19 protein-coding genes are annotated in these 18,764 nt (G+C 71.9%); 14 read left to right on the top strand and 5 right to left on the bottom strand.

The window, feature by feature from the left end; translation table 11 throughout:
* The first annotated feature begins 1 nt into the window (after position 1).
* The 4 genes from ACFO0C_RS10825 to ACFO0C_RS10840 all read left to right on the top strand — a co-directional run bounded on the left by ACFO0C_RS10825 (position 2) and on the right by ACFO0C_RS10840 (position 4,817).
* The gene (locus tag ACFO0C_RS10825) at positions 2 to 2,266 is read left to right on the top strand and encodes a LamG-like jellyroll fold domain-containing protein (RefSeq protein WP_378066447.1); all 2,265 of its coding nucleotides are present in this window, start codon (positions 2 to 4) and stop codon (positions 2,264 to 2,266) included.
* Between the two features lie 21 nt (positions 2,267 to 2,287).
* Entirely contained in the window at positions 2,288 to 2,488 is a 201-nt protein-coding gene (locus ACFO0C_RS10830; protein WP_378066448.1) for a hypothetical protein, read from the top strand.
* Positions 2,489 to 2,617: 129 nt separating this feature from the next.
* Complete coding sequence (locus ACFO0C_RS10835) at positions 2,618 to 3,268, top strand: O-methyltransferase (RefSeq protein ID WP_378066449.1); 651 nt, start codon at positions 2,618 to 2,620, stop codon at positions 3,266 to 3,268.
* A 61-nt stretch (positions 3,269 to 3,329) separates the two neighbouring features.
* Positions 3,330 to 4,817: a GGDEF domain-containing protein gene (locus tag ACFO0C_RS10840; RefSeq protein WP_378066450.1), complete on the top strand. Its 1,488-nt coding sequence runs from the start codon at positions 3,330 to 3,332 to the stop codon at positions 4,815 to 4,817.
* Here ACFO0C_RS10840 and ACFO0C_RS10845 read toward each other — a convergent pair.
* Both ACFO0C_RS10845 and ACFO0C_RS10850 read right to left on the bottom strand, forming a co-directional pair.
* Positions 4,793 to 5,875 (bottom strand): DUF3866 family protein, encoded by a 1,083-nt coding sequence (locus tag ACFO0C_RS10845; protein WP_378066451.1) that lies wholly within the window; start codon positions 5,873 to 5,875, stop codon positions 4,793 to 4,795. The genes ACFO0C_RS10840 and ACFO0C_RS10845 overlap by 25 nt on opposite strands.
* Positions 5,876 to 5,885: 10 nt before the next feature.
* Complete coding sequence (locus tag ACFO0C_RS10850) at positions 5,886 to 6,830, bottom strand: cation diffusion facilitator family transporter (RefSeq protein ID WP_378066452.1); 945 nt, start codon at positions 6,828 to 6,830, stop codon at positions 5,886 to 5,888.
* A 68-nt stretch (positions 6,831 to 6,898) separates the two neighbouring features.
* Between ACFO0C_RS10850 and ACFO0C_RS10855 the strand changes: the two genes are divergently transcribed.
* From ACFO0C_RS10855 to ACFO0C_RS10885, 7 genes are all read left to right on the top strand, one after another.
* A complete protein-coding gene (locus ACFO0C_RS10855; RefSeq protein WP_378066453.1) occupies positions 6,899 to 7,888 on the top strand; it encodes a helix-turn-helix transcriptional regulator in 990 nt (329 codons plus the stop codon).
* Complete coding sequence (locus ACFO0C_RS10860) at positions 7,885 to 8,874, top strand: helix-turn-helix transcriptional regulator (protein ID WP_378066454.1); 990 nt, start codon at positions 7,885 to 7,887, stop codon at positions 8,872 to 8,874. The genes ACFO0C_RS10855 and ACFO0C_RS10860 overlap by 4 nt, the downstream gene beginning before the upstream one ends.
* Before the next feature lie 16 nt (positions 8,875 to 8,890).
* Positions 8,891 to 9,133: a hypothetical protein gene (locus tag ACFO0C_RS10865; protein ID WP_378066487.1), complete on the top strand. Its 243-nt coding sequence runs from the start codon at positions 8,891 to 8,893 to the stop codon at positions 9,131 to 9,133.
* A gap of 132 nt (positions 9,134 to 9,265) precedes the next feature.
* Positions 9,266 to 9,613, top strand: coding sequence for a Sec-independent protein translocase subunit TatA (gene tatA / locus ACFO0C_RS10870; RefSeq protein WP_378066455.1), 348 nt, complete (start codon positions 9,266 to 9,268; stop codon positions 9,611 to 9,613).
* Positions 9,614 to 9,622: 9 nt separating this feature from the next.
* Positions 9,623 to 10,588 (top strand): twin-arginine translocase subunit TatC, encoded by a 966-nt coding sequence (tatC, locus tag ACFO0C_RS10875; protein ID WP_378066456.1) that lies wholly within the window; start codon positions 9,623 to 9,625, stop codon positions 10,586 to 10,588.
* Positions 10,589 to 10,599: 11 nt separating this feature from the next.
* Positions 10,600 to 11,499, top strand: coding sequence for a diacylglycerol kinase family protein (locus tag ACFO0C_RS10880; RefSeq protein ID WP_378066488.1), 900 nt, complete (start codon positions 10,600 to 10,602; stop codon positions 11,497 to 11,499).
* 41 nt (positions 11,500 to 11,540) lie between these two features.
* Positions 11,541 to 11,753, top strand: coding sequence for a hypothetical protein (locus tag ACFO0C_RS10885; RefSeq protein WP_378066457.1), 213 nt, complete (start codon positions 11,541 to 11,543; stop codon positions 11,751 to 11,753).
* Here ACFO0C_RS10885 and ACFO0C_RS10890 read toward each other — a convergent pair.
* Entirely contained in the window at positions 11,744 to 12,523 is a 780-nt protein-coding gene (locus tag ACFO0C_RS10890; protein ID WP_378066458.1) for an HAD family hydrolase, read from the bottom strand. The genes ACFO0C_RS10885 and ACFO0C_RS10890 overlap by 10 nt on opposite strands.
* 44 nt (positions 12,524 to 12,567) lie before the next feature.
* On the opposite strand from ACFO0C_RS10890, the gene ACFO0C_RS10895 reads away from it, so the two are divergent.
* The 3 genes from ACFO0C_RS10895 to ACFO0C_RS10905 all read left to right on the top strand — a co-directional run bounded on the left by ACFO0C_RS10895 (position 12,568) and on the right by ACFO0C_RS10905 (position 16,612).
* Positions 12,568 to 15,321, top strand: a complete 2,754-nt coding sequence (locus ACFO0C_RS10895) for a DEAD/DEAH box helicase (protein ID WP_378066459.1) — start codon at positions 12,568 to 12,570, stop codon at positions 15,319 to 15,321.
* 128 nt (positions 15,322 to 15,449) lie between these two features.
* The gene (locus ACFO0C_RS10900) at positions 15,450 to 16,283 is read left to right on the top strand and encodes an ATP-binding protein (protein WP_378066460.1); all 834 of its coding nucleotides are present in this window, start codon (positions 15,450 to 15,452) and stop codon (positions 16,281 to 16,283) included.
* Complete coding sequence (locus tag ACFO0C_RS10905; RefSeq protein WP_378066461.1) at positions 16,280 to 16,612, top strand: STAS domain-containing protein; 333 nt, start codon at positions 16,280 to 16,282, stop codon at positions 16,610 to 16,612. Before ACFO0C_RS10900 ends, ACFO0C_RS10905 begins: the two co-directional genes overlap by 4 nt.
* 956 nt (positions 16,613 to 17,568) lie before the next feature.
* Here ACFO0C_RS10905 and ACFO0C_RS10910 read toward each other — a convergent pair.
* Together ACFO0C_RS10910 and ACFO0C_RS10915 are read right to left on the bottom strand one after the other, a co-directional pair.
* Positions 17,569 to 18,354: a hypothetical protein gene (locus tag ACFO0C_RS10910; RefSeq protein ID WP_378066462.1), complete on the bottom strand. Its 786-nt coding sequence runs from the start codon at positions 18,352 to 18,354 to the stop codon at positions 17,569 to 17,571.
* A gap of 20 nt (positions 18,355 to 18,374) precedes the next feature.
* On the bottom strand, positions 18,375 to 18,764 hold the full coding sequence (locus tag ACFO0C_RS10915; protein WP_317792200.1) for a VOC family protein: 390 nt from the start codon (positions 18,762 to 18,764) through the stop codon (positions 18,375 to 18,377).

Consider the following 18,764-nt stretch of genomic DNA (forward strand, 5'->3'; position numbering starts at 1 on the left):
CGTGCGCCGGGCCCTGCTCGTGGTGCTGGCCGGAATACTGCTGGCGGCCGGGCCGTGGCTGTGGATCCCGGCCGGGGGAGCGTGGACGGCGGCCGTGTCGGTGCCCGCGACCGTGGCGGCGTCGGCGAACTTCCCCGGCGTGCCGCAGATCGTCACCGACGGCGGACCGGTCTTCTACCACCGCGGCGAGGACCTGCAGTCCAGCTCGGTCACGTCGACGGCCGCCGACTCGTCGGGCAGCGGGCAGAACGGCACGTATGCCACCCCGACCAACGGGTCGTCGATGTGGTGGCGGATGGACGACGGCAGCGGGGCCACCACGTTCGCCGACGCATCGGGGGCCACCAACACCGGCCAGCACACCGGCAGCGGCATGACGATCACCGCGAGCCCGGGGCCGACCGGCGGGGCGTACATGCTGGGCGCCTCGTCCAACCCGACGTTCGCCCAGGCTGCACTGTCGTCGGTGCTGTCACCGTTCCGCGCCGACCGCGGTTTCACCGTCTCGGTGTGGGCCAACCTGGGCGACACCGCGCCGACGGCGAGCGGGACGAGAGCGGCCGTCGCCCACCTGACGAACAGTTCCTACCCGCGCAGCGACGTCGCCCTGGTCGCCGACCACAGCACCAACTGCGCGGCGCCGCCGTGCTGGACCTTCACGATGGCCAAGGACCCGAGCACCCTGACCGGTGTCACCGGCTGGGACACCGTCTACGGACCGACCGCGGTGAGCAACACGTGGGCACTGGTGACCGGGGTGTTCAACGCCGGCACCGGGACGATGACGCTCTACGTCAACGGCACCGCGGCGGCGACGGCCACGCACACCATCCCGGTCAACGCCGCGACCGGCCGCAACATCGGCTTCGGGCGCTACCGGATCGCCGGCGCCTGGTCCTCCTACGGAGGCCGCGACACCGGCACCGGCATGATCATCGGGGAGGCGCGGACCTGGCGGCGGGCGCTGTCGGCGGCCGAGGTCGCCATGCTTCCGGTACGCGCCACCAGCCGCTGGGCCTTCGACGAGGCGTCCGGCACGCCCGGCTGGACGGGCAGCGCGTCCAGCACCGGCGGCGGCACCGTCACCGCCCGCTCCACGACCGGTGTCACCCTCGGTTCGGCCGCCGCCCTGGCCACCGGCCGGACCGGCAACAGCCTGAGCATCCCGGCAGCCGGCGCGAACGGATATCTCCAGGGCCCCGCCGGGCAGGTCGCCACGAACGGCAGCTTCTCCGCCGGGGCCTGGGTGAAACTGACCAGCAACAGCACCGACCGGACGATCATCTCCCAGAACGGCACCAACACCACGGCTTTCACCATCGGCTACGACCAGGCCCAGAACCGGTGGGCGATGCGGTTCTGGCCCAGCGACTCGGCGGCGGCCACCCCGTCGGTCACGTACAGCGCCGCGAACTCCGTGGTGCTCAACCAGTGGACGCATGTGGCCGGCGTCTACGAGTCCGGCAGTGAGATCCGGCTCTACGTCAACGGCCGCTCCTCCGGCACCGCGACCGCGCACACCACCGGATGGGCGTCGTCCGGGGCGGTGCAGATCGGCCGGCGTCTCACCGGCGGCGCCACCGTGGCCGGCTGGCAGGGCCAGATCGACGACCTCCGGATCTTCAACGGGTACGCCCTGGTCACCGCCACCCTCACGCCGTTGCTGGGCGGCGCGGCCGTGGAGGAGTTCGGCGGCCTGGACGGCACCACCAAGACCGGTCACGCCGGCTCGACGGCGATCGCGTTCGGCGGCGTCGCCAACGGCTGGAACGGTAGGTACTCGGCCACCGCGGCGCCGTCCGCGTTCACCGTGGAGTGCCTGGTCCGGGTGGCGGCCGGCGACCGTGGCGTACTCGCCGGGTTCGCCGACACGAGCAGCGGGCTGGCCGGCGCCTCGGCCGACCGGCTGCTCTACGTCGACACCGCGGGCAAGGCCCGGTTCGGGGTGATCAGCGGCGGCGTCCCGGTCACCGTGGTCAGCGCCGCGACGGTCAGCGACGGCGCCTGGCACCACGTGATGGGCAGCGTCGGCGCCGGCGGGCTCAAGCTCTACGTCGACGGGGTCCGGGTGGTCGACACCGCGGTCACCACCTCGGCGTCCACGACCGGTTACTGGCGGTGGGGCGGGCAGCCGCTGCTCCCGCCGGGCGGCTGGCCGTCCGAACCACCGAACCCCTACCTCACCGGGACCGTCGACGAACTCGCCGCCTACAGCCGGCAGCTCACCGACCAGGAGAACCTGTGGCGGGTGTACGCCAATTACTGAGCAGGCTACGCTGGCCCCGCTATGACGACACCTGACCTGCCCGAACCCACCGAACGCACCGAGGCCGAGGTCCGCCTGAACCGGCTGGACCGCCGGCGGGAGAAGATCCGGGCCGAGATCCAGCAGAATCGCGAGGGCGGCCACCGGATTCCCACCTGGGTGCTCGCCGTGGTCCTCGTCCTCTTCGTGGCCGGCTGGGCCTATCTGATCCTCCGAGCCTGAGGACGCCTCCTCGACAGCCGGTGGCATGTGTGGCCGTACCATCGCCGGGTTTATCGGAAACGCCTGCCGTGACGCCCGTCGCACACCGCGGGCCGACGCGGGCGCCGGGTTTGCGGAAAGCTGTCCGGTATGGCTGACATCATCGATCCCGCCGTCGGCGACTACCTGCTCACCCATTGCACGCCCGCCGATGAGGTGCTGCGCGACCTGGCCGCCGAGACCTGGGCGAAATTCCCGCCGGGCGCCGCCGGCATGCAGGTCTCGCACGACGAGGGCGCCCTGCTGACCATGCTCGTCCGGCTCACCGGCGCCACCAACGCGGTCGAGGTGGGCACCTTCACCGGCTACTCGTCGATCTGCATCGCCCGCGGTCTGCGGCCGGGCGGGCGCCTGCTGGCCTGCGACGTCTCCGAGGAGTGGACGTCGGTGGCGCGTGACTACTGGCAGCGGGCCGGGCTGACCGACCGGATCGAGCTGCGGATCGCGCCGGCGCTCGCCACGCTGCGGGCCCTCCCGGCCGACCCGGTGATCGACTTCGCGTTCGTCGACGCCGACAAGACCGGCTATCCGGACTACTACGACGCGCTGGTGCCCCGCCTGCGGCCGGGCGGCCTGATGGTCTTCGACAACGTGCTGCGCGGTGGCCGGGTCCTCGACCCGAGCGACGACGCGGACCGGGCGGTGGCCGGCCTCAACGACCGGATCGTCACCGACGAGCGGGTCGAATCGGTCATGCTCCCGGTCCGGGACGGCGTCACCCTGATCCGCCGCCGGGACTGAACAACCCGGCCGCACCCGGCCTGTCACCCGGGACGTCCCCGTCGTGCCGTCTCCTGGGAGTGTGTCGGAACAGCGGGTGCGGGCCGGACGGCCCGCGACGGTCTTCGCGGTGGTGGCGGCTCTCGCCATCACCGCGTACCAGTTCCTCCCGGACCACCTGTGGTGGCGGACCGCCTGGCAGGTCGGCGTCGGCTGGGCCGGTGTCGCCGCCCTGCTCGCCGGCGCCCACCGGCTGCCCCGGCCGGAACGGCTGCCGTGGTGGCTGTTCGCGGCCGGCGTGTTCAGCAACTCCACCGGCATCGCCGTCGCCCACGTCGCCGAGGCCTGGTACGGGCTGATCGACCTGCCCACCCCGGCCGACCCGTTCTTCCTCGGCCTCTACCCGGCGTGCGCGGGCGGCCTGGCCGTCCTGATCCGGCGCCGCGACCGGCGCTCCGACTGGGCGGCGCTCGTCGACGCGGCCACCATCACCACCGGGTTCGGCCTGCTCGCCTGGGTGTACGTGATCTCGCCGGTGAACCTCGGCGACCCGATGGACCGGATGGCGCACGCGACGCAGGTGGCGTACCCGATCGGTGACCTCCTGCTGATCGCCATGACCACCCGCCTGCTGCGCAGCGGCGGCAGCCGGGGCGCCCCGTTCTGGTGGATCACCGGCTCCCTGACGGCTTTCCTGATCGGCGACAGCGCCTGGGTGGTGCTCGACAACATGGGCGAGACCGGCGAGGCGCTGATCGGCCTGCGGTGGTTCAGCACCGCACTCGAATCGGTGTTCCTCGTGGCGTTCGTGCTGTTCGGCGTCGCCTGCCTGCACCGCGGCGCCCGCGAGGTGGCGGCACCCGCCGACGCGCGCCCGGCCGGGCTCGGCAAGGGCCTGCTCGCGCTGCTCGCCGGCGCCTCGCTGATCGCCCCGGCCGTGCTGGCCGCGCAGACCGCCACCGGTCAGGTGGAGGACGGCTGGAGCATCGCGGCCTGCTCCGCGGTCCTGTTCCTGCTGGTCGTCGCCCGGATGGCGCTGCTCATCCGGCACGTCGAACGCCAGTCCGACCGGGTCCGCGAACTGGCCCGCTCCGACGAACTCACCGGCCTGCCCAACCGGCGCGCCTGGAACGACGAACTGCCGCGCGCCCTGGAACGCGCCCGCCGCAACAGCGAGCCGGTCGCCGTCGCCATCCTCGACCTCGACCGGTTCAAGCAGTACAACGACACCCACGGCCACCCGGCCGGCGACCAGCTGCTCAAGGCGGCCAGCGCGGCGTGGCACTCGGCGTTGCGCGACGTCGACGTGATCGCCCGGTTCGGCGGCGAGGAGTTCGTCGTGCTGCTGCCCGCCGCCGACGTCGGCGACGGACTCCGGGCCATGGACCGGGCGTTGGAGGCCACCCCGCTCGGGCAGACCTTCTCCGCCGGGCTGGCCGTCTGGGACGGTGTCGAAACCTCCGACGAGCTGCTCAAACGGGCCGACGCGGCGCTTTACGCGGCCAAGGCGGCCGGGCGCAACCGGGTCGAGGTCGCCGCCTCCGGTCAGCCCAGCAGCGCCGCGGCGTGACGCCCACCGGCCGCCGCCGCCAGGAAGTAGGCGTGGTCCTGGTCCAGCTTGCGGCCCATCGTCGACAGCGGCACCGGGCACCGGCGCAGCGCCTCGTCCAGCCCGCCGACGGGCACGCGGACGATGCGGTGTCTCGCGGTCAGCGGCGCGAGCGCGGCGTCGACCTCGGCACCGAGCGGTTGCGGCAGGCGGTCCGGCACCGGCAGGTCGGCGGGGACGAGAGCGACTCTCCCGTACGCCGTGAGGCTGTGATGTGACACCCCGCGGTGCCGGTCACGGCCGTCGCCGTCGGAGATCCGCAGCGAGCCCACCGGCCGTCCGCCCAGCACCGCGATCGCGTTGACCGCCTCACCCAGCGCCACCCCGGAGAAACCCCAGGTCGTGCCGGTCCCCAGATTGCCCGGCCCCTGCGCCACGATGGTCACGTCGGCGTGCAGCACGTGCCGGGACGCCAGCAGCCCGGTGTGCACGGTGCTCGCCTCCAGATCGCCGCCGAACGCCTGCCCGGTGGTGATCGTCCCGGCCAGGTGGTCACGCAGCCCGTCGAGCGTGCGGGAGAACCAGGCCGGCAGCGCGCCGCCGTCGGTCATCAGATGGGCCACCCGGGCGCCCGGCCGGTCGGCGTGGATCCCGGCCAGGATCGCCGGCAGAGCCGAATGCAGGTCGGCCGTCACCACCGGCATGCCGTCGATCGACTCGGCGGCGGCCATAACCGCCCGATGGGGTGACGCCTCCTCGTCGACACCGAGCCGGATCGGCTGCAGCGGCGTGTACCGCGCCTTCACCAGATGCCCGGCGTCGCGGGTGGCACCGTCGTCGGCCGGGTCGGCGGGCAGCCGGTCCGGGATCGCCACCACCAGCGCGTAACCGCCGGTGCCCAGGCCCATCACCAGCGCGCCGACGTTGAGAAGCACCCGGTCGCCGGGCTCGGGGAGACCGACCAGATCGGGGTACGCCAGCGCGCGCACCGGCCCGTCGGCGGTGACCACGTCCAGCTCGACGGCGCCGTGCCAGCTCCGCCGCACCGCCTGGACCGTCCCGGACCGCCATCGCACCATGGCCGCGACCCTATCCGCTCCGGCCCGCTCCCTCCCTGGTCGGGTCCAGGAACACGTAGCGGATCTCCGGGAACGTCTCGCGCAGCCGCCGTTCCGCCTCGTCACACGCGGTCTCGATCGCGCCGGCCGGCACGTCGTCGACGAAGTCGACCTTCGCGGCGACCAGGATGCCGCCCGGCCCGAGCCGCATGGTGAGCAGCGTCGGGACCGATGTCACCACGTCGATCCCGGCCAGGTCCGCCGCGATCCGATCGTGCATCCGCTGCGGCACCGCCTGCCCGACCAGCAGCGACGCGTTGCTGTGCCCCAGCACCACGGCCACCACCAGCAACAGCAGGCCGATCAGGATGGACGCCACGCCGTCCCACGTCTCCGAGCCGGTGACCTGGGCCAGGCCGATGCCCGCGGCGGCCAGCACCAGACCGGTCAGCGCCGCGAGGTCCTCGAAGAAGACCGCCTTCACCGTGGTGTCCGAGGTGTGCCGCAGATAGCCGCCGAGCGTGGTGTCCCACCGCCGGGCCGCCCCGCGCACCTGCTTCAGCGCCTTGGCGAACGACACGCTCTCGGCCACGAACGCCACCGCCAGCACGATGTACGACGCCACGTAGTTCCCGGTGTGCTCACCCTCGATGATGGTCATGACGCCGTGGTAGATGGAGAACCCGGCCCCGGCGACGAACATGAAGATCGCGGCGATGAACGCCCAGATCCAGCTTTCCTTGCCGTACCCGAACGGGTGTTCCTTGTCGGCCGGTCTGGTGCCCCGCCGCAGTGCCACGTAGAGGAAGACCTCGGTGACGGTGTCGGCCAGCGAGTGCGCCGCCTCGGACAGCATCGCCGCCGAGCCGGAGATCAGGCCGGCGACCAGCTTCGCCACCGCGATGGCCAGATTGGCGGCGCCGGCCACCAGGACGGTGCCGACGCTCTCGGACTCGGGGGTCTCAGGGGTGCTCACGAGGGTGGTCTTCCCCCGGCACAGTGACGGATAACCGTCGCCCCGGAGGGCCTGCTAGCGTTGCGGCCGTGTCGCGCACTCGTACCGAGCGCCTGGTAAACCTGGTCATCTGCCTCCTGTCCACGCGACGGTTCCTCACCGCCGCGCAGATCGCCGCGACCGTGCCCGGTTACGAGCACGACCCGTCCGACCCACGCGATCACGAGGCGTTCCAGCGGAAGTTCGAGCGGGACAAGGCCGAGCTGCGTGACCTGGGCGTGCCGCTGGAGACCGGGACGGCCAGCATCTTCGACCAGGAGCCCGGATACCGGATCGCGCAGCGGGAGTACGCGTTGCCCGACATCCTTCTCGAACCGGACGAGGCCGCGGCCGTCGGGATCGCCGCCCGATTGTGGCAGCACGCCGGGCTCGCTGCCGCCGCGTCGTCCGGCCTGGCCAAACTCCGCGCCGCCGGGGTCGAGGTCGACCCGCAGGCCACGCTCGGGGTGGAGCCGGTGGTCACCGTCGACCCGGCGTTCGGCCCGCTCACCTCGGCCGCCCGGGAGCGCCGCGCGGTCACCTTCAAGTACCGGGTGCCCGAGGTCGACGAGCCCAGCACCCGCCGCCTCGAGCCGTGGGGCGTGGTCTGCTGGCGCGGCCGGTGGTACGTGGTGGGTCACGACCGCGACCGCGACGCCACCCGCTGCTTCCGGCTGTCCCGCATCGTCGGCGACGTGCGCGCCACCGGCCGCGGTGACGCCTTCGAACCGCCGGCCGGCGCCGACCTGATCAGCCACGTCGCCCGCTCGTCCGGCCCGATCGCCCGCAACGGCCGGGCCACCGTGACGGTCCGCCACGGCCGGGCCGCCGGGCTGCGCCGTCTCGCCGCCGACATCACCCCCGGTGCCGACGGCGACCGGCTGACCATCGTCTACGGCGACGTCGACTGGCTGGCCTCCCGCATCGCGGGGTACGGTCCGGACGCCCGCGCCGACGGACCGCCCGAGCTGCGGGACGCGGTCATCCAGCACCTGAAGGAGCTCATCACCCGGCACGAGGTCCCGGCGGTGACCGCATGAGCACGGTGCGGACCCCCTCCGGCGACCGGCTCGGGCGCCTGCTCAACCTGGTGCCGTACCTGCTGGCCCGGCCCGGCATCCTGATCTCCGAGGCGGCCGCCGACCTGGGTGTCACCGACAAGCAGCTGCGGGAGGACCTGGAGCTGCTCTGGGTGTGCGGGCTGCCCGGTTACGGCCCCGGCGACCTGATCGACATGGCCATCGACGGCGACCACGTGACGATCAGCCACGACGCCGGCATGGACAAGCCGCTGCGCCTCAACCCGGACGAGGCGCTGGCCCTGGTGGTGGCGCTGCGGATGCTCGCCGAGACACCCGGCATCGGCACCAGGGACGCCATCGAGCGGGCCCTCGCCAAGATCGAGAGTGCGGCCGGTGACCTGGCCGACGCCCCGGTCGCGGTGCGGCTCCCGGCGAACCAGAAGAAGCTGGCCGCGGTCCGCACCGCCGTCGACTCCGGGCACGCGCTGCGGCTCACCTACTACACCGCGGCCCGCGACGAGACCACCGACCGGATCATCGACCCGATGCGGATGCTGATGGTCGGCGGCTTCAACTATCTGGAGGCGTGGTGCCGGCGGGCCGAGGCGACCCGGCTGTTCCGGATCGACCGGATCGACGGGTTCACCGAGCTGGACGAGCCGTCCGCGCCGCCGGTCGAGGCGGTGCCGCACGACGTGACCGGCGGCGTCTTCCGGCCCGGCCCCGAGCTGCCGCTGGTCACGCTCCGCGTCGGCCGCGGCGGCCGGTGGATCACCGAGTACTACCCGGTCGAGCAGGTGGTCAAGGACAGCACCGAGTGGCTGGTCACGATGCGGGTCACCGATCTCGGCTGGGCGCAGCGCTTTCTCACCGGGCAGGGCCGCGACGTCACCGTGATCGGCCCGCCGGAGCTGCTCGACCGGATCCGGGCGCAGGCCGCGACCGCCCTCGATCAGTACGCCGCGCCGACCGGCCTGGGAGCCGGTCCGGTCACGGGCCGATAGGGTGGGCCGCGTGCTGATGTGGGTCTGGATCGCCGTGGTGGTGATCGCGCTGCTCGTCCTGATCTTCGCCGCGTCGCGGGTGCTGGGCCGGCTACCGGCACTGCGCAGGGCCGCGGGCAAGCTGGAGAAGCGTCGTGACGAGGCGCTGACGCTTCAGGAGAGCGCCGAGCGGTTGCAGGCGACCGTGCAGGGCCTCCAGGAGCGGGCCGAGCGTGCGCAGGAGAAGGTCGAGCAGATCAAGGCGGGCCGCGGCAGGTGACGGGCAGTTACCGCCCTGTTGTCCTGGGCTTACCAAGATCATAAGAAACCTGAGGGATCCGCACGGCAAAATCGTCAGGATCCACACGTACGATGGACCCCGCAAACTGATCCGACCGACTGGAGTCATCCCATGGGCGCCCTCAAGCCATGGCACATCATCGTCCTCGTTGTTGTGCTGATCCTGCTCTTCGGCGCGAAGCGGTTGCCGGACGCCGCGCGGTCCCTCGGCCGCTCGCTGCGGATCATCAAGGCGGAGACCAAGGGCCTCGTCGACGACGACAACAACGTCGCGGAGAAGGCGGAGCCCCAGCACAGCCGCACGCCGTTGCAGGGTGAGGTCCAGCAGCCCTACCAGCAGCCGGGCTACCAGCAGGCGCCCCCGCCGCCGGCCGGTTACCAGCAGGCGCCGCAGGGTTACCAGCCGCCGCCGGCTCAGCCCTACGTCGACCCGGTGCAGCACCGCACCAACGACCGCTGACCCGGGCCGATGGCACTGAGCCTGCGTAAGAAAAAGGGACCGAGCAAGTTCCAGCAGGCTTCCGACGGCTCCATGACGCTCATCGAGCACGTCCGGGAGCTCCGTAACCGGCTGTTCTTCGCGTCGCTCGGCATCGTGGTCGGCCTGGTCGTCGGTTTCATCCTCGCTGAGTGGGTCTTCGATCTGCTCGCCGCTCCCTACTGTGGCCTCGACACGTCATGGACGATGGGGGCGGTCGGTCAGGGCAAGTGCAACTGGCTGACCTTGGGTGTGGCCGACCAGCTGATCCTGAAGCTGAAGATCGCGCTCTGGGTCGGTCTGATCGTCGGCGCCCCGGTCTGGCTCTATCAGCTCTGGGCGTTCATCGCGCCCGGCCTGCACCGGCACGAGCGCAAATGGGCATATGTGTTCGTCGCCATCGCCGCCCCCCTGTTCATGGGCGGTGCGACGCTGGCCTACTTCGTGGTGAAGCACAGCCTCGAATTCATCATGACCGCCGGTGTCCTCGGCGAGACGACGCAGCTCGAGGTCACGGCGTACACCGGCTTCGTCACCAGCATGATCATGATCTTCGGGGCGGCGTTCGAGTTCCCGCTGGTCCTGCTGATGCTCAACTTCACCGGCGTGGTCACCGCGGCGCGGCTGCTCAGCTGGTGGCGGACCGTGGTCTTCCTGTCGTTCGCGTTCGCCGCGATCGCCACCCCCGACCCCGGGCCGTTCGGCATGACCCTGCTGGCCGCCTGCCTGACGTTGCTGTACTTCATCGCCGTCGGGGTGGCGTTCCTCAACGACAAGCGCAAGGGCCGCGGCAAGGAGATCTACGCCGGGCTCGACGACGACGCCATCTCCGAGTTGCCCGAGGAACGGGTGCCGGTCGGCGCCTCTGACCCGATCGCGTCGCCCACCCCGATCGACGCACCCACCCCGGTGGAGAAACCGCAGTCGATCGAGCGCAGATTCGACGACATGACCTGATCTAATTCGGGATCGTGAACGATTTCATCGCGGTGCTGGCCAATCCCTCGGCGGGGAAGGGCCGGTACCGCGGTCTGCTTCCGGGGGTCCTCGAGGCGCTCGGGACGGCTGGGCGGCCCGTGCGGATCCTCACCGCGGGTAGTGGGATCGAGGCCGACGAGGCCTGTCACACCGCTGTCGCCGACGGGGCCGCCGCCGTCGTCGCGGTCGGTGGGGACGGCACGGTGCACCGGGCCCTGCAATCCGTCGCCGGGCTCGACGTCGGGTTCGGGGTGGTGCCGGCCGGGACCGGCAACGACTTCGCGAGCGCGGTGGGCGTACCGCATGATCCGTTGAAGGCCGCGGAGGGGATCGCCGCGGCGTTGCGGGACGGCCGTGACCATCGGTTCGATCTCGCCCGGACCCTGGACGACCACGGTGAGCGACGCTGGTTCTGTGCGGTCCTGGCCGCCGGATTCGACGCGCTGGTCAACGAGCGGGCCAACCGGATGCGCCGGCCCCGCGGGCCGCGCCGTTACGACCTGGCGATCCTGCTGGAGCTGGCCCGGCTGCGGGCCCGGCCCTACACGGTGACGCTGGACGGCGAGGCCCACGTCCTCACCTCCGAGATCGTCGCGGTGGGTAACTGCGCGAGTTACGGCGGCGGGATGCGGATGCTGCCGGACGCCGACCCGGCCGACGGACTGCTCGACGTGCTCTTCGCGCTGCCGCTGGGCCGGCTCGACATGATGCGGCTCAAGCCGCGGCTGCGCCACGGCACCCACGTGCGTGATCCGCGGGTCACCGTGACCCGGGCGCGCGAGGTGCGCATCGAGGCCGAGGGCATCATCTCGTACGCCGACGGCGAGCGGCTCGGCCCGCTCCCGATCGAGGTGAGATGTGTGCCGGGTGCGGTCCGGTTGCTCCGGTGACCGGGGCGTCAGATTCTCGTGGGCGGGCCGAACTGTAGGGCATGACGAACTCGATCGGCACCCGCGGCAACTCGTTCCTCGGCAACGCCTCGACGATGCTGGGCAGCGCTTCCACGATGCTGGGCAGCGCCAAGGAGGCCTTCAAGGCGATGGCCGACGCCGCCGTCAACAACCCGGCCGAGTCGCCGGCCGCAATCGCCGCGACCGCGGCGAAGAAGGGTCGTCGCGGGACCGTCCTGGACCGTTACGCCTGATTTGTCAGCGCGAGCGACAGGACCGCGGACAGGCCGTTCGGCTTACCGGCGTCGGCGGCCGGCACGATGTACGCCGTGCAGCCGGCCTTGACCGCCCCCGCGTCGGCCGGGCTGTCGCCGACCATCAGCGCCCGCTCCGCGTCGACGCCGAGCATGCCGCAGGCACGCCAGAAGATCGCCGGGTCCGGTTTGATCCGCCCGACCTCGTAACTGAGCACGAACGCGTCGACCAGCCCGTCCAGCCCCCACGCGGCGAACAGCGGCCGGACGTCGAACGCGATGTTGCTGACCACCGCCACCCGCACCCCTGCCTCGTGCAGCTTGCGCAGCGTCGGCTCGGTGTCCGGGTAGGGCAGCCAGCCGTCCGGCACGAGCAGCCGCTCGTAGAGCGCGTCGGCCAGTCCCTCCACGTCGGTCGGGACGGTCGCGGCCAGTCCGGTGTAGGCGGCGCGGTGGCTGTGCGCGTAGAGGTCACGATCGGCCCAGTGCTCGGCCAGATGCGGCGGAACCCGGTGCGGAACCGGCCCGCCGGCGCGGCCCGCTGTCGTCAGCCGGTCGGCCAGGATGGTCGCCTTGCCCCGGTCGAGGGTGGCCCCGCAGGCCGCCGCTGCCGCGAGAACCCAGGTCAGCGGGTCCTCCACCTGGGCCAGCGTGCCGTGGAAGTCGAACAGCACGGCCTCGACGGGGCGCACCGGATGGGCAGGAGGATTCGAGGCATGCGGCACGTCGTGCACCTTACCGACCCGCCGCACCGCCCCTGACGGCCCCATAACCGTGCTGCGTTTTGTCATACCCACGAACTAGCCTGGTGTTCATGACGAGTCCCGCCGAGAAATATTCGGCATCCAAGCGGCGGGCGGCGCAGGTCGCCACGTACCCGGCGCTCGAAGATTTCATGCTCGACGTGGGCTTCGACCTCGACGACTTCCAGCGTGCGTCGTGCGAGGTCCTGGAGCGGGGCAACGGCGTGCTGGTGTGTGCGCCGACCGGTGCAGGCAAGACCGTGGTCGGCGAGTTCGCGGTGCACCTGGCGCTGCGCTCGGGGGAGCGCAAGTGCTTCTACACCACCCCGATCAAAGCGCTGTCCAATCAGAAATACCACGACCTCGTGGCGCGCTACGGCGCGGACAAGGTCGGTCTGCTGACCGGCGACAACGTGATCAACGGCGACGCGCCGGTGGTGGTGATGACCACCGAGGTGCTGCGCAACATGCTCTACTCGGGCTCCGACCAGCTGCGCAACCTGGCCTACGTGGTGATGGACGAGGTGCACTACCTCGCCGACCGGTTCCGTGGCGCGGTCTGGGAGGAGGTGATCATCCACCTGCCGTCCTCGGTCACGCTGGTCTCGCTGTCGGCGACGGTCAGCAACTACGAGGAGTTCGCCGACTGGCTCGTCACCGTCCGCGGCGAGACCGAGGTGGTCGTCAGCGAGCACCGGCCGGTGCCGCTCTGGCAGCACATGCTCGTCGGCCGGCGGATGTTCGACCTGTTCCACGACGCCGACGCTGCGAAGAAACACGACGTCCACCCCGAGCTGCTGCGCTACACGCGTGAGATGGACCGGCGGATGGAGTTCACCGACCGGGCCGCCGCCGGCTGGCGCGGTGGCCGTGGCAAGCGCTGGCAGCCACCACCCCGCGCCGAGGTCGTCGACCGGTTGGAGCGGGCCGGGCTGCTCCCGGCGATCCTGTTCATCTTCAGCCGGGCCGGCTGCGACGCCGCCGTCCAGCAGTGCCTCAACGCCGGTCTGCGGCTCACCGACCCCGACGAGCGGGCCGAGATCCGGCGCATCGTGTCGGCGAAGGTGGCGCACCTGCCGTCCGACGACCTGTCGGTGCTGGGCTACTGGGAGTGGCTCGACGGGCTCGAGCGCGGTGTCGCCGCCCACCACGCCGGCATGCTGCCCGCCTTCAAGGAGGCGGTCGAGGAGTGCTTCGTCAAGGGCCTGGTCAAGGCGGTCTTCGCCACCGAGACACTGGCGCTGGGCATCAACATGCCGGCCCGCTGCGTGGTGCTGGAGCGACTCGTCAAGTTCAACGGCGAGGCGCACGTCGACCTCACCCCCGGGGAGTACACGCAGTTGACCGGCCGGGCCGGGCGCCGTGGCATCGACGTCGAGGGCCACGCCGTGGTGCTGTGGAGCCCCGACGTCGACCCGCGGCACGTGGCCGGGCTCGCCTCCACGCGGACCTATCCGCTGCGGTCGTCGTTCCGGCCGTCGTACAACATGGCGGTCAACCTGGTCGGCACGGTCGGCGCGGAGAAATCCCGGGAGCTGCTGGAGTCGTCGTTCGCCCAGTTCCAGGCGGACCGCTCGGTGGTCGGCCTGGCCCGACAGGTGCAGCGCAACGTCGAGACCATGCAGTCGTACGGGGCGGACGCCGCCTGCCACCACGGCGACTTCGACGAGTATTTCGGGCTCCGCGTGGCCATCGCCGACCGGGAGAAGGCGCTGTCCCGCCAGGGGGTTCAGCAGCGTCGCTCGGCCGCCGTCTCCGCACTGGAGAAACTGCGGCTCGGCGACGTGATCCGGGTGCCGCAGGGCCGTCGTGCCGGTCTGGCCGTGGTGCTGGAGCCGGCCGCCGCCGGGTTCGGCGAGCCGCGGCCGCTGGTGCTCACCCAGGACAGATGGGCCGGCCGGGTCAGCCCCGGCGACTTCGGCGGCGAGGTGGAGGTGCTGGCCCGGGTGCGGGTGCCGCGCAACTTCAACCACCGCTCGCCGGCGGCCCGCCGTGATCTCGCCGCCCAGGTCAGCGCGACCGGCCTGGACCGCCACCCGGACCGCCGGCGCAACGGCCGCAGCCGGGCCAACCCCGGCGAGGACGCCGAGATCGCCCTGCTCAAGGTGCGGCTGCGCCAGCACCCGTGCCATGCGTGCCCGGAGCGGGAGGACCACGCCCGCTGGGCCGAGCGCCGGCACCGGCTGCTGCGTGACACCGACGCGCTGCGCGACAAGGTGGCCGGGCGGACCGGTTCGCTGGCCCGCACCTTCGACCAGGTGTGCGCGGTGCTGGCCACCCGCGGCTACCTCTCCGGCGACGGCGAGGTGACCGAGGCCGGCCGGATGCTCGGCCGCATCTGGTCCGAGGCCGACCTTCTGGTCGCCGAGTGCCTGCGCCAGGGCGTGTGGGACGGTCTGGCACCGGACGAGCTGGCCGCAGCCGTGTCGATGGTGCTCTACGAGTCCCGCCGCGAGGGCGACGACCGGGCGTCCGTGCCGAAAGGCCCGATCAGTGCCGCCGTCGACGCCTGCGCCAAGCTGTGGGGCGAGATCGCCGCCGACGAGAGCGAGCACGGCCTGTCCCTCACCCGGGAGCCCGATCCCGGGTTCGTGTGGCCGATGTTCCGCTGGGCCCGCGGCGAACCGCTCGCCCGGGTCCTGGCCAGCGGCCACCACGACGCCGACATGCCGGCCGGGGACTTCGTCCGCTGGGCGCGGCAGGTCCTCGACCTCCTCGGTCAGGTCAAAGAGGCGTCAGCGGCCTCACCCAGCGTGAAAGAGACCGCGCGCAAGGCCATCGCCGCCGTCAACCGGGGGGTGCTCGCCCTGCAAAGCGCTCTCTGATCGTCGCGGATGGTGAATCTCCGTTGACGCTGTCATTCGCAGAAATCAAGAATTGCGGCGGCGGCATTGACGCGGTTCATCTGTGTCGCGGCGCACCGTGAGACAACGGAGGTCCGGGAGTAGGGGACATGAGTGCGGGCTCACCGCATCTGATCGGATGGTCCGGTGACGCGGTGGCGGACTCGGTGCTGGCGGTCATCGACGCCGACACCGCGGTCATCGAGCTCTCCGTGTGGGGCGGCTGGGACCGGCGGCGCTCCGCGCAGGCCCGCACCGTGCTCGACAAATGCCTGGCCGAGCACCCCACCGGAGTGATCGTCGACCTGCACCACCTGCGCGACCCGCACGCGGTGAGCGCCCCACTGTGGCTCACCGCGTGCTCGCAGGGCGCCGCCATGGCGCCGCCGGTCGCCATCGCGATCTGCGTGCCGGCGAACACGCCACTCGCCCGCCGGCTGCGGCGGCTCGGCGCCCGGGACTGGATGGTGCTGTACGCGACGGTGCAGCAGGCCCGGGCCGCGCTCAACGGCGAGCACCCGCTGCCCGACCGGATGCACCTGGCGCTACCCCCCGACCCGGCGGCCGCCCTCCAGGCCCGATCACTGGTGACCGAGGCCTGCACCGGATGGGGCCTCGGCCATCTGTGTGAACGGGCAAGGCTGGTCATATCCGAGCTGGTGGTGAATGCGGCCGAACATGCGGGTACCGATATCGAGGTGATCGTGTCGTCGCGCGGCACCGGCGCCGGGGCCGCCCTGCACCTGGCCGTCTACGACGGTGACACCGAGCTGCCCCGCGTGCGGGCCCCCGTGGCCGGTCCCCTCGGGCCGTCACTGTCCGACCGCGGTCTCGGTCTGCGGATCGTCAGCGTGGCCGCCTCGTCGTGGGGCGCCCTCCCCGCCCGCGGCGGCAAACTGGTGTGGGCCATCGTCCGTTCCCGGCCGGAGGAGGCGCCCTGGTGAGTGCGACCCGCATCGACGGGGCACGCGACGGCGACCGTCTGCTGATCACCCTGCACGGCAGTCTCGACGCGATGTCGGTCGACGCGCTCCAGAGCCAGCTGTACGACCTGACACGCGTGCACGACCTGATCGGGTTGAGCGCACCCGTGCGCCAGATCCACATCAACGTCGCGGGCGTCGACTTCTGCGACGCGGCCGGATTGCGGATGCTGGTCGCGGCACGGCGGGTGGCCGAAGCCCGGCAGGCCACCTGCCATCTGCATGATCCGCAGCCACATTTGCGGTGGTTGTTGAGAGCTACGCGGGCAGCAGACCTGTTCGACACCTGACGCACACGCCCGCCGCCCGGCCGTCGCCCGCCTGCCGCCCGGCCGTCGCCTGTCGCTCGGCCGTCGCCCGGCCGTCGCCTGCCGCCCGCCCGCCGCCTGTCGCTCGGCCGCCCGCGGCCCGCCGGCCGCCCGCGGCCCGCCGGCCGCCGGCCGCCCGTCGCCCGCCCGCCGCCCGTCGCCCGCCCGCGGCCCGCCCCGGCCCGTCGCCTGTCGTCTGCTGGTGTTCGCTGGCCGTCGTTCCGTCGTGGCGCGAGCCGCTTCCTGTCCTTCTGAGCGATTAGAGGGTATATGACTGGTTCATGGCGCCAGCGTTGTTCTTGCAGTTTTGACGCCTTCGGAGCGCGTGGCCGGCGCGGCTCCGGGTGGGCATGTTCCGCGGCCCGTCATTCCGCGATCTTGCGGAGTTCGGTGGAAGTGCTCGATCTAACGGTCCTGGCATCCACCACGATCCGTCCCGGTGTCGCGGTGCGATTTGGTTCAGGGCACGGCTCGTCGGGCGGCTGATGCGGGCGAGGGAGTTACGGGTGATGGGGCTACGGGTGATGGCGTTGTAGGTGATGGGGTTGTGGACGGTGAAGTGGCAGGGGCCGGGACTTGGCCGCGGTGGGTGAGGTGGCCGCGACGGGGGAGCCGGGCCGGGTGGTGGCGGGGAAGCAGGCGGCCGCATTGATGGCGGGTCGGAAAGCTTCGAGCCAGGGCCGCTGGTTCCTCGAACATCTTGCCGGATTGCTCTGGCTTGGACTGCTCTTGCCGCGAGCGTCCTGCGCCGGTGGGCCGTGGGCCGCGCCCTGTGCGCCGCGCTCTGTGGGCCGGTGGGGCCGTGGGCCGCGCCCCGTGGGCCGTGGCCGCGCCCTGTGGACCGCGCTTCGTGGGCAGTGGGCTGTGGGCCGCGGGCGCCAGGTTGATGGGCCGGCCGCCGCGCCTCGGGGTGACCGAGGTTCGGCGGCCGGGGCGGGTCAGCTGTAGTAGAAGTCCATGGCCTCGCCGAAATCGGTGGGCTTCTTGATCCCGGACGCCTTGCCGTGCCCGGTCAGTGTCGTCGTCATCTGGAGGGTGTCCGCGCTGTCCTTCAGGGACACCTTGATGGATGTCACCCAGCCCGCCGCGTCCGTGGTGGCGGTGAAGGTGGCGCTTCCGCCGAACAGGATCGAGATCGCGGGGGTGCCGACCGGCAGGAAACCCTCGTTGAAGCGGTCGCCCTCGATGTCGAGGGTTCCGCTGTACGCGTTGGGGCCGGTGCTCGTGACCGTGTCGACGGTCTCGACGAACCGGGACATGCCGGTGGGGTCGGTCATGTCGCGGTAGTACAACGAGTCCTTCTTGATCCGCTTCAGGTCGAGGTGGACCCAGGTCTCGCCGTCCTTGGACCGGGAGTACAGGTCGGTGCCGATGACGATCTGCTGGGTGGCCTCGGCCTTCGCGCCACCGCCGGTGATCTTGTACTTGACCGAGATCCGCTTGGCCTTCGGGTCGTGGACGCCGGAGCCGGTGATCTTCTTGGCGTCGGGCACCGCGCCGCTGGTGGTGAAGCGGTACGTGGCGTTCTCCGTCTTCGCCAGGGCGGCCAGCAGTGTCTCCCGCGCGCCGGGGCCGGTGGGGCTGGGTGCCACCGGGTCGGCGGAGACGGCCGGGGCGGTGGCCGGTGCCGGGGCCGACGGGGTGGCCGGGGTGGTGCAGCCCGCGGCGAGCAGGACGGTGGTGAACGCCAGGACAGGGTGGTACGGCTTCAAGGAGTCCCCCATGATCGATTGCGGCGGTGAGCCTAATCGATCGACGGCCAGGTACGCGCGGTGGTTTCGAACAGGTGCTGGTCGCTCTGCACCGGCACCACGCAGAGCAGGTGACCGCCGGGTGCCCGCAGTGTCTTGTGGCCGCCGTGGTCGGCGACCATGGTGGCGCCGAGCGCGAGCAGCCGGGCGGTCTCGGCCGGCACGTCGTCGGTCTCCATGTCGACGTGGTAACGGGGCGCGTCGTCGACCGACTGCACGTCGACGGCGAGGCCGGGCAGTGCGCCGACCAGGGCGATGAACTCCTCCTCGCCGGGCACCGGGGTGGCGGTGGCGCCGAACGCGCCGGCCCAGAACGACGCGGCGGCGGGCGTCTCGGCGGACGGGGTGTCGATGAAGATGCCGAAGAGGCGGCTGCGATGCAT

It is taken from the genome of Actinoplanes subglobosus (assembly GCF_042650585.1).
Taxonomy (GTDB): Bacteria; Actinomycetota; Actinomycetes; order Mycobacteriales; family Micromonosporaceae; genus Actinoplanes; species Actinoplanes subglobosus.

Bases quoted from the DNA above. Each gene is read 5' to 3' on its own strand.
- ACFO0C_RS10900 (WP_378066460.1), top strand. From the start codon at position 15,450: ATGAGTGCGGGCTCACCGCATCTGATCGGATGGTCCGGTGACGCGGTG.
- ACFO0C_RS10860 (WP_378066454.1), top strand. From the start codon at position 7,885: ATGAGCACGGTGCGGACCCCCTCCGGCGACCGGCTCGGGCGCCTGCTC.
- ACFO0C_RS10845 (WP_378066451.1), bottom strand. From the start codon at position 5,875: ATGGTGCGATGGCGGTCCGGGACGGTCCAGGCGGTGCGGCGGAGCTGG.
- ACFO0C_RS10915 (WP_317792200.1), bottom strand. From the start codon at position 18,764: ATGCATCGCAGCCGCCTCTTCGGCATCTTCATCGACACCCCGTCCGCC.
- ACFO0C_RS10830 (WP_378066448.1), top strand. From the start codon at position 2,288: ATGACGACACCTGACCTGCCCGAACCCACCGAACGCACCGAGGCCGAG.
- tatA (WP_378066455.1), top strand. From the start codon at position 9,266: ATGGGCGCCCTCAAGCCATGGCACATCATCGTCCTCGTTGTTGTGCTG.
- ACFO0C_RS10890 (WP_378066458.1), bottom strand. From the start codon at position 12,523: ATGGGGCCGTCAGGGGCGGTGCGGCGGGTCGGTAAGGTGCACGACGTG.
- ACFO0C_RS10910 (WP_378066462.1), bottom strand. From the start codon at position 18,354: ATGGGGGACTCCTTGAAGCCGTACCACCCTGTCCTGGCGTTCACCACC.
- ACFO0C_RS10885 (WP_378066457.1), top strand. From the start codon at position 11,541: ATGACGAACTCGATCGGCACCCGCGGCAACTCGTTCCTCGGCAACGCC.
- tatC (WP_378066456.1), top strand. From the start codon at position 9,623: ATGGCACTGAGCCTGCGTAAGAAAAAGGGACCGAGCAAGTTCCAGCAG.
- ACFO0C_RS10835 (WP_378066449.1), top strand. From the start codon at position 2,618: ATGGCTGACATCATCGATCCCGCCGTCGGCGACTACCTGCTCACCCAT.
- ACFO0C_RS10865 (WP_378066487.1), top strand. From the start codon at position 8,891: ATGTGGGTCTGGATCGCCGTGGTGGTGATCGCGCTGCTCGTCCTGATC.
- ACFO0C_RS10895 (WP_378066459.1), top strand. From the start codon at position 12,568: ATGACGAGTCCCGCCGAGAAATATTCGGCATCCAAGCGGCGGGCGGCG.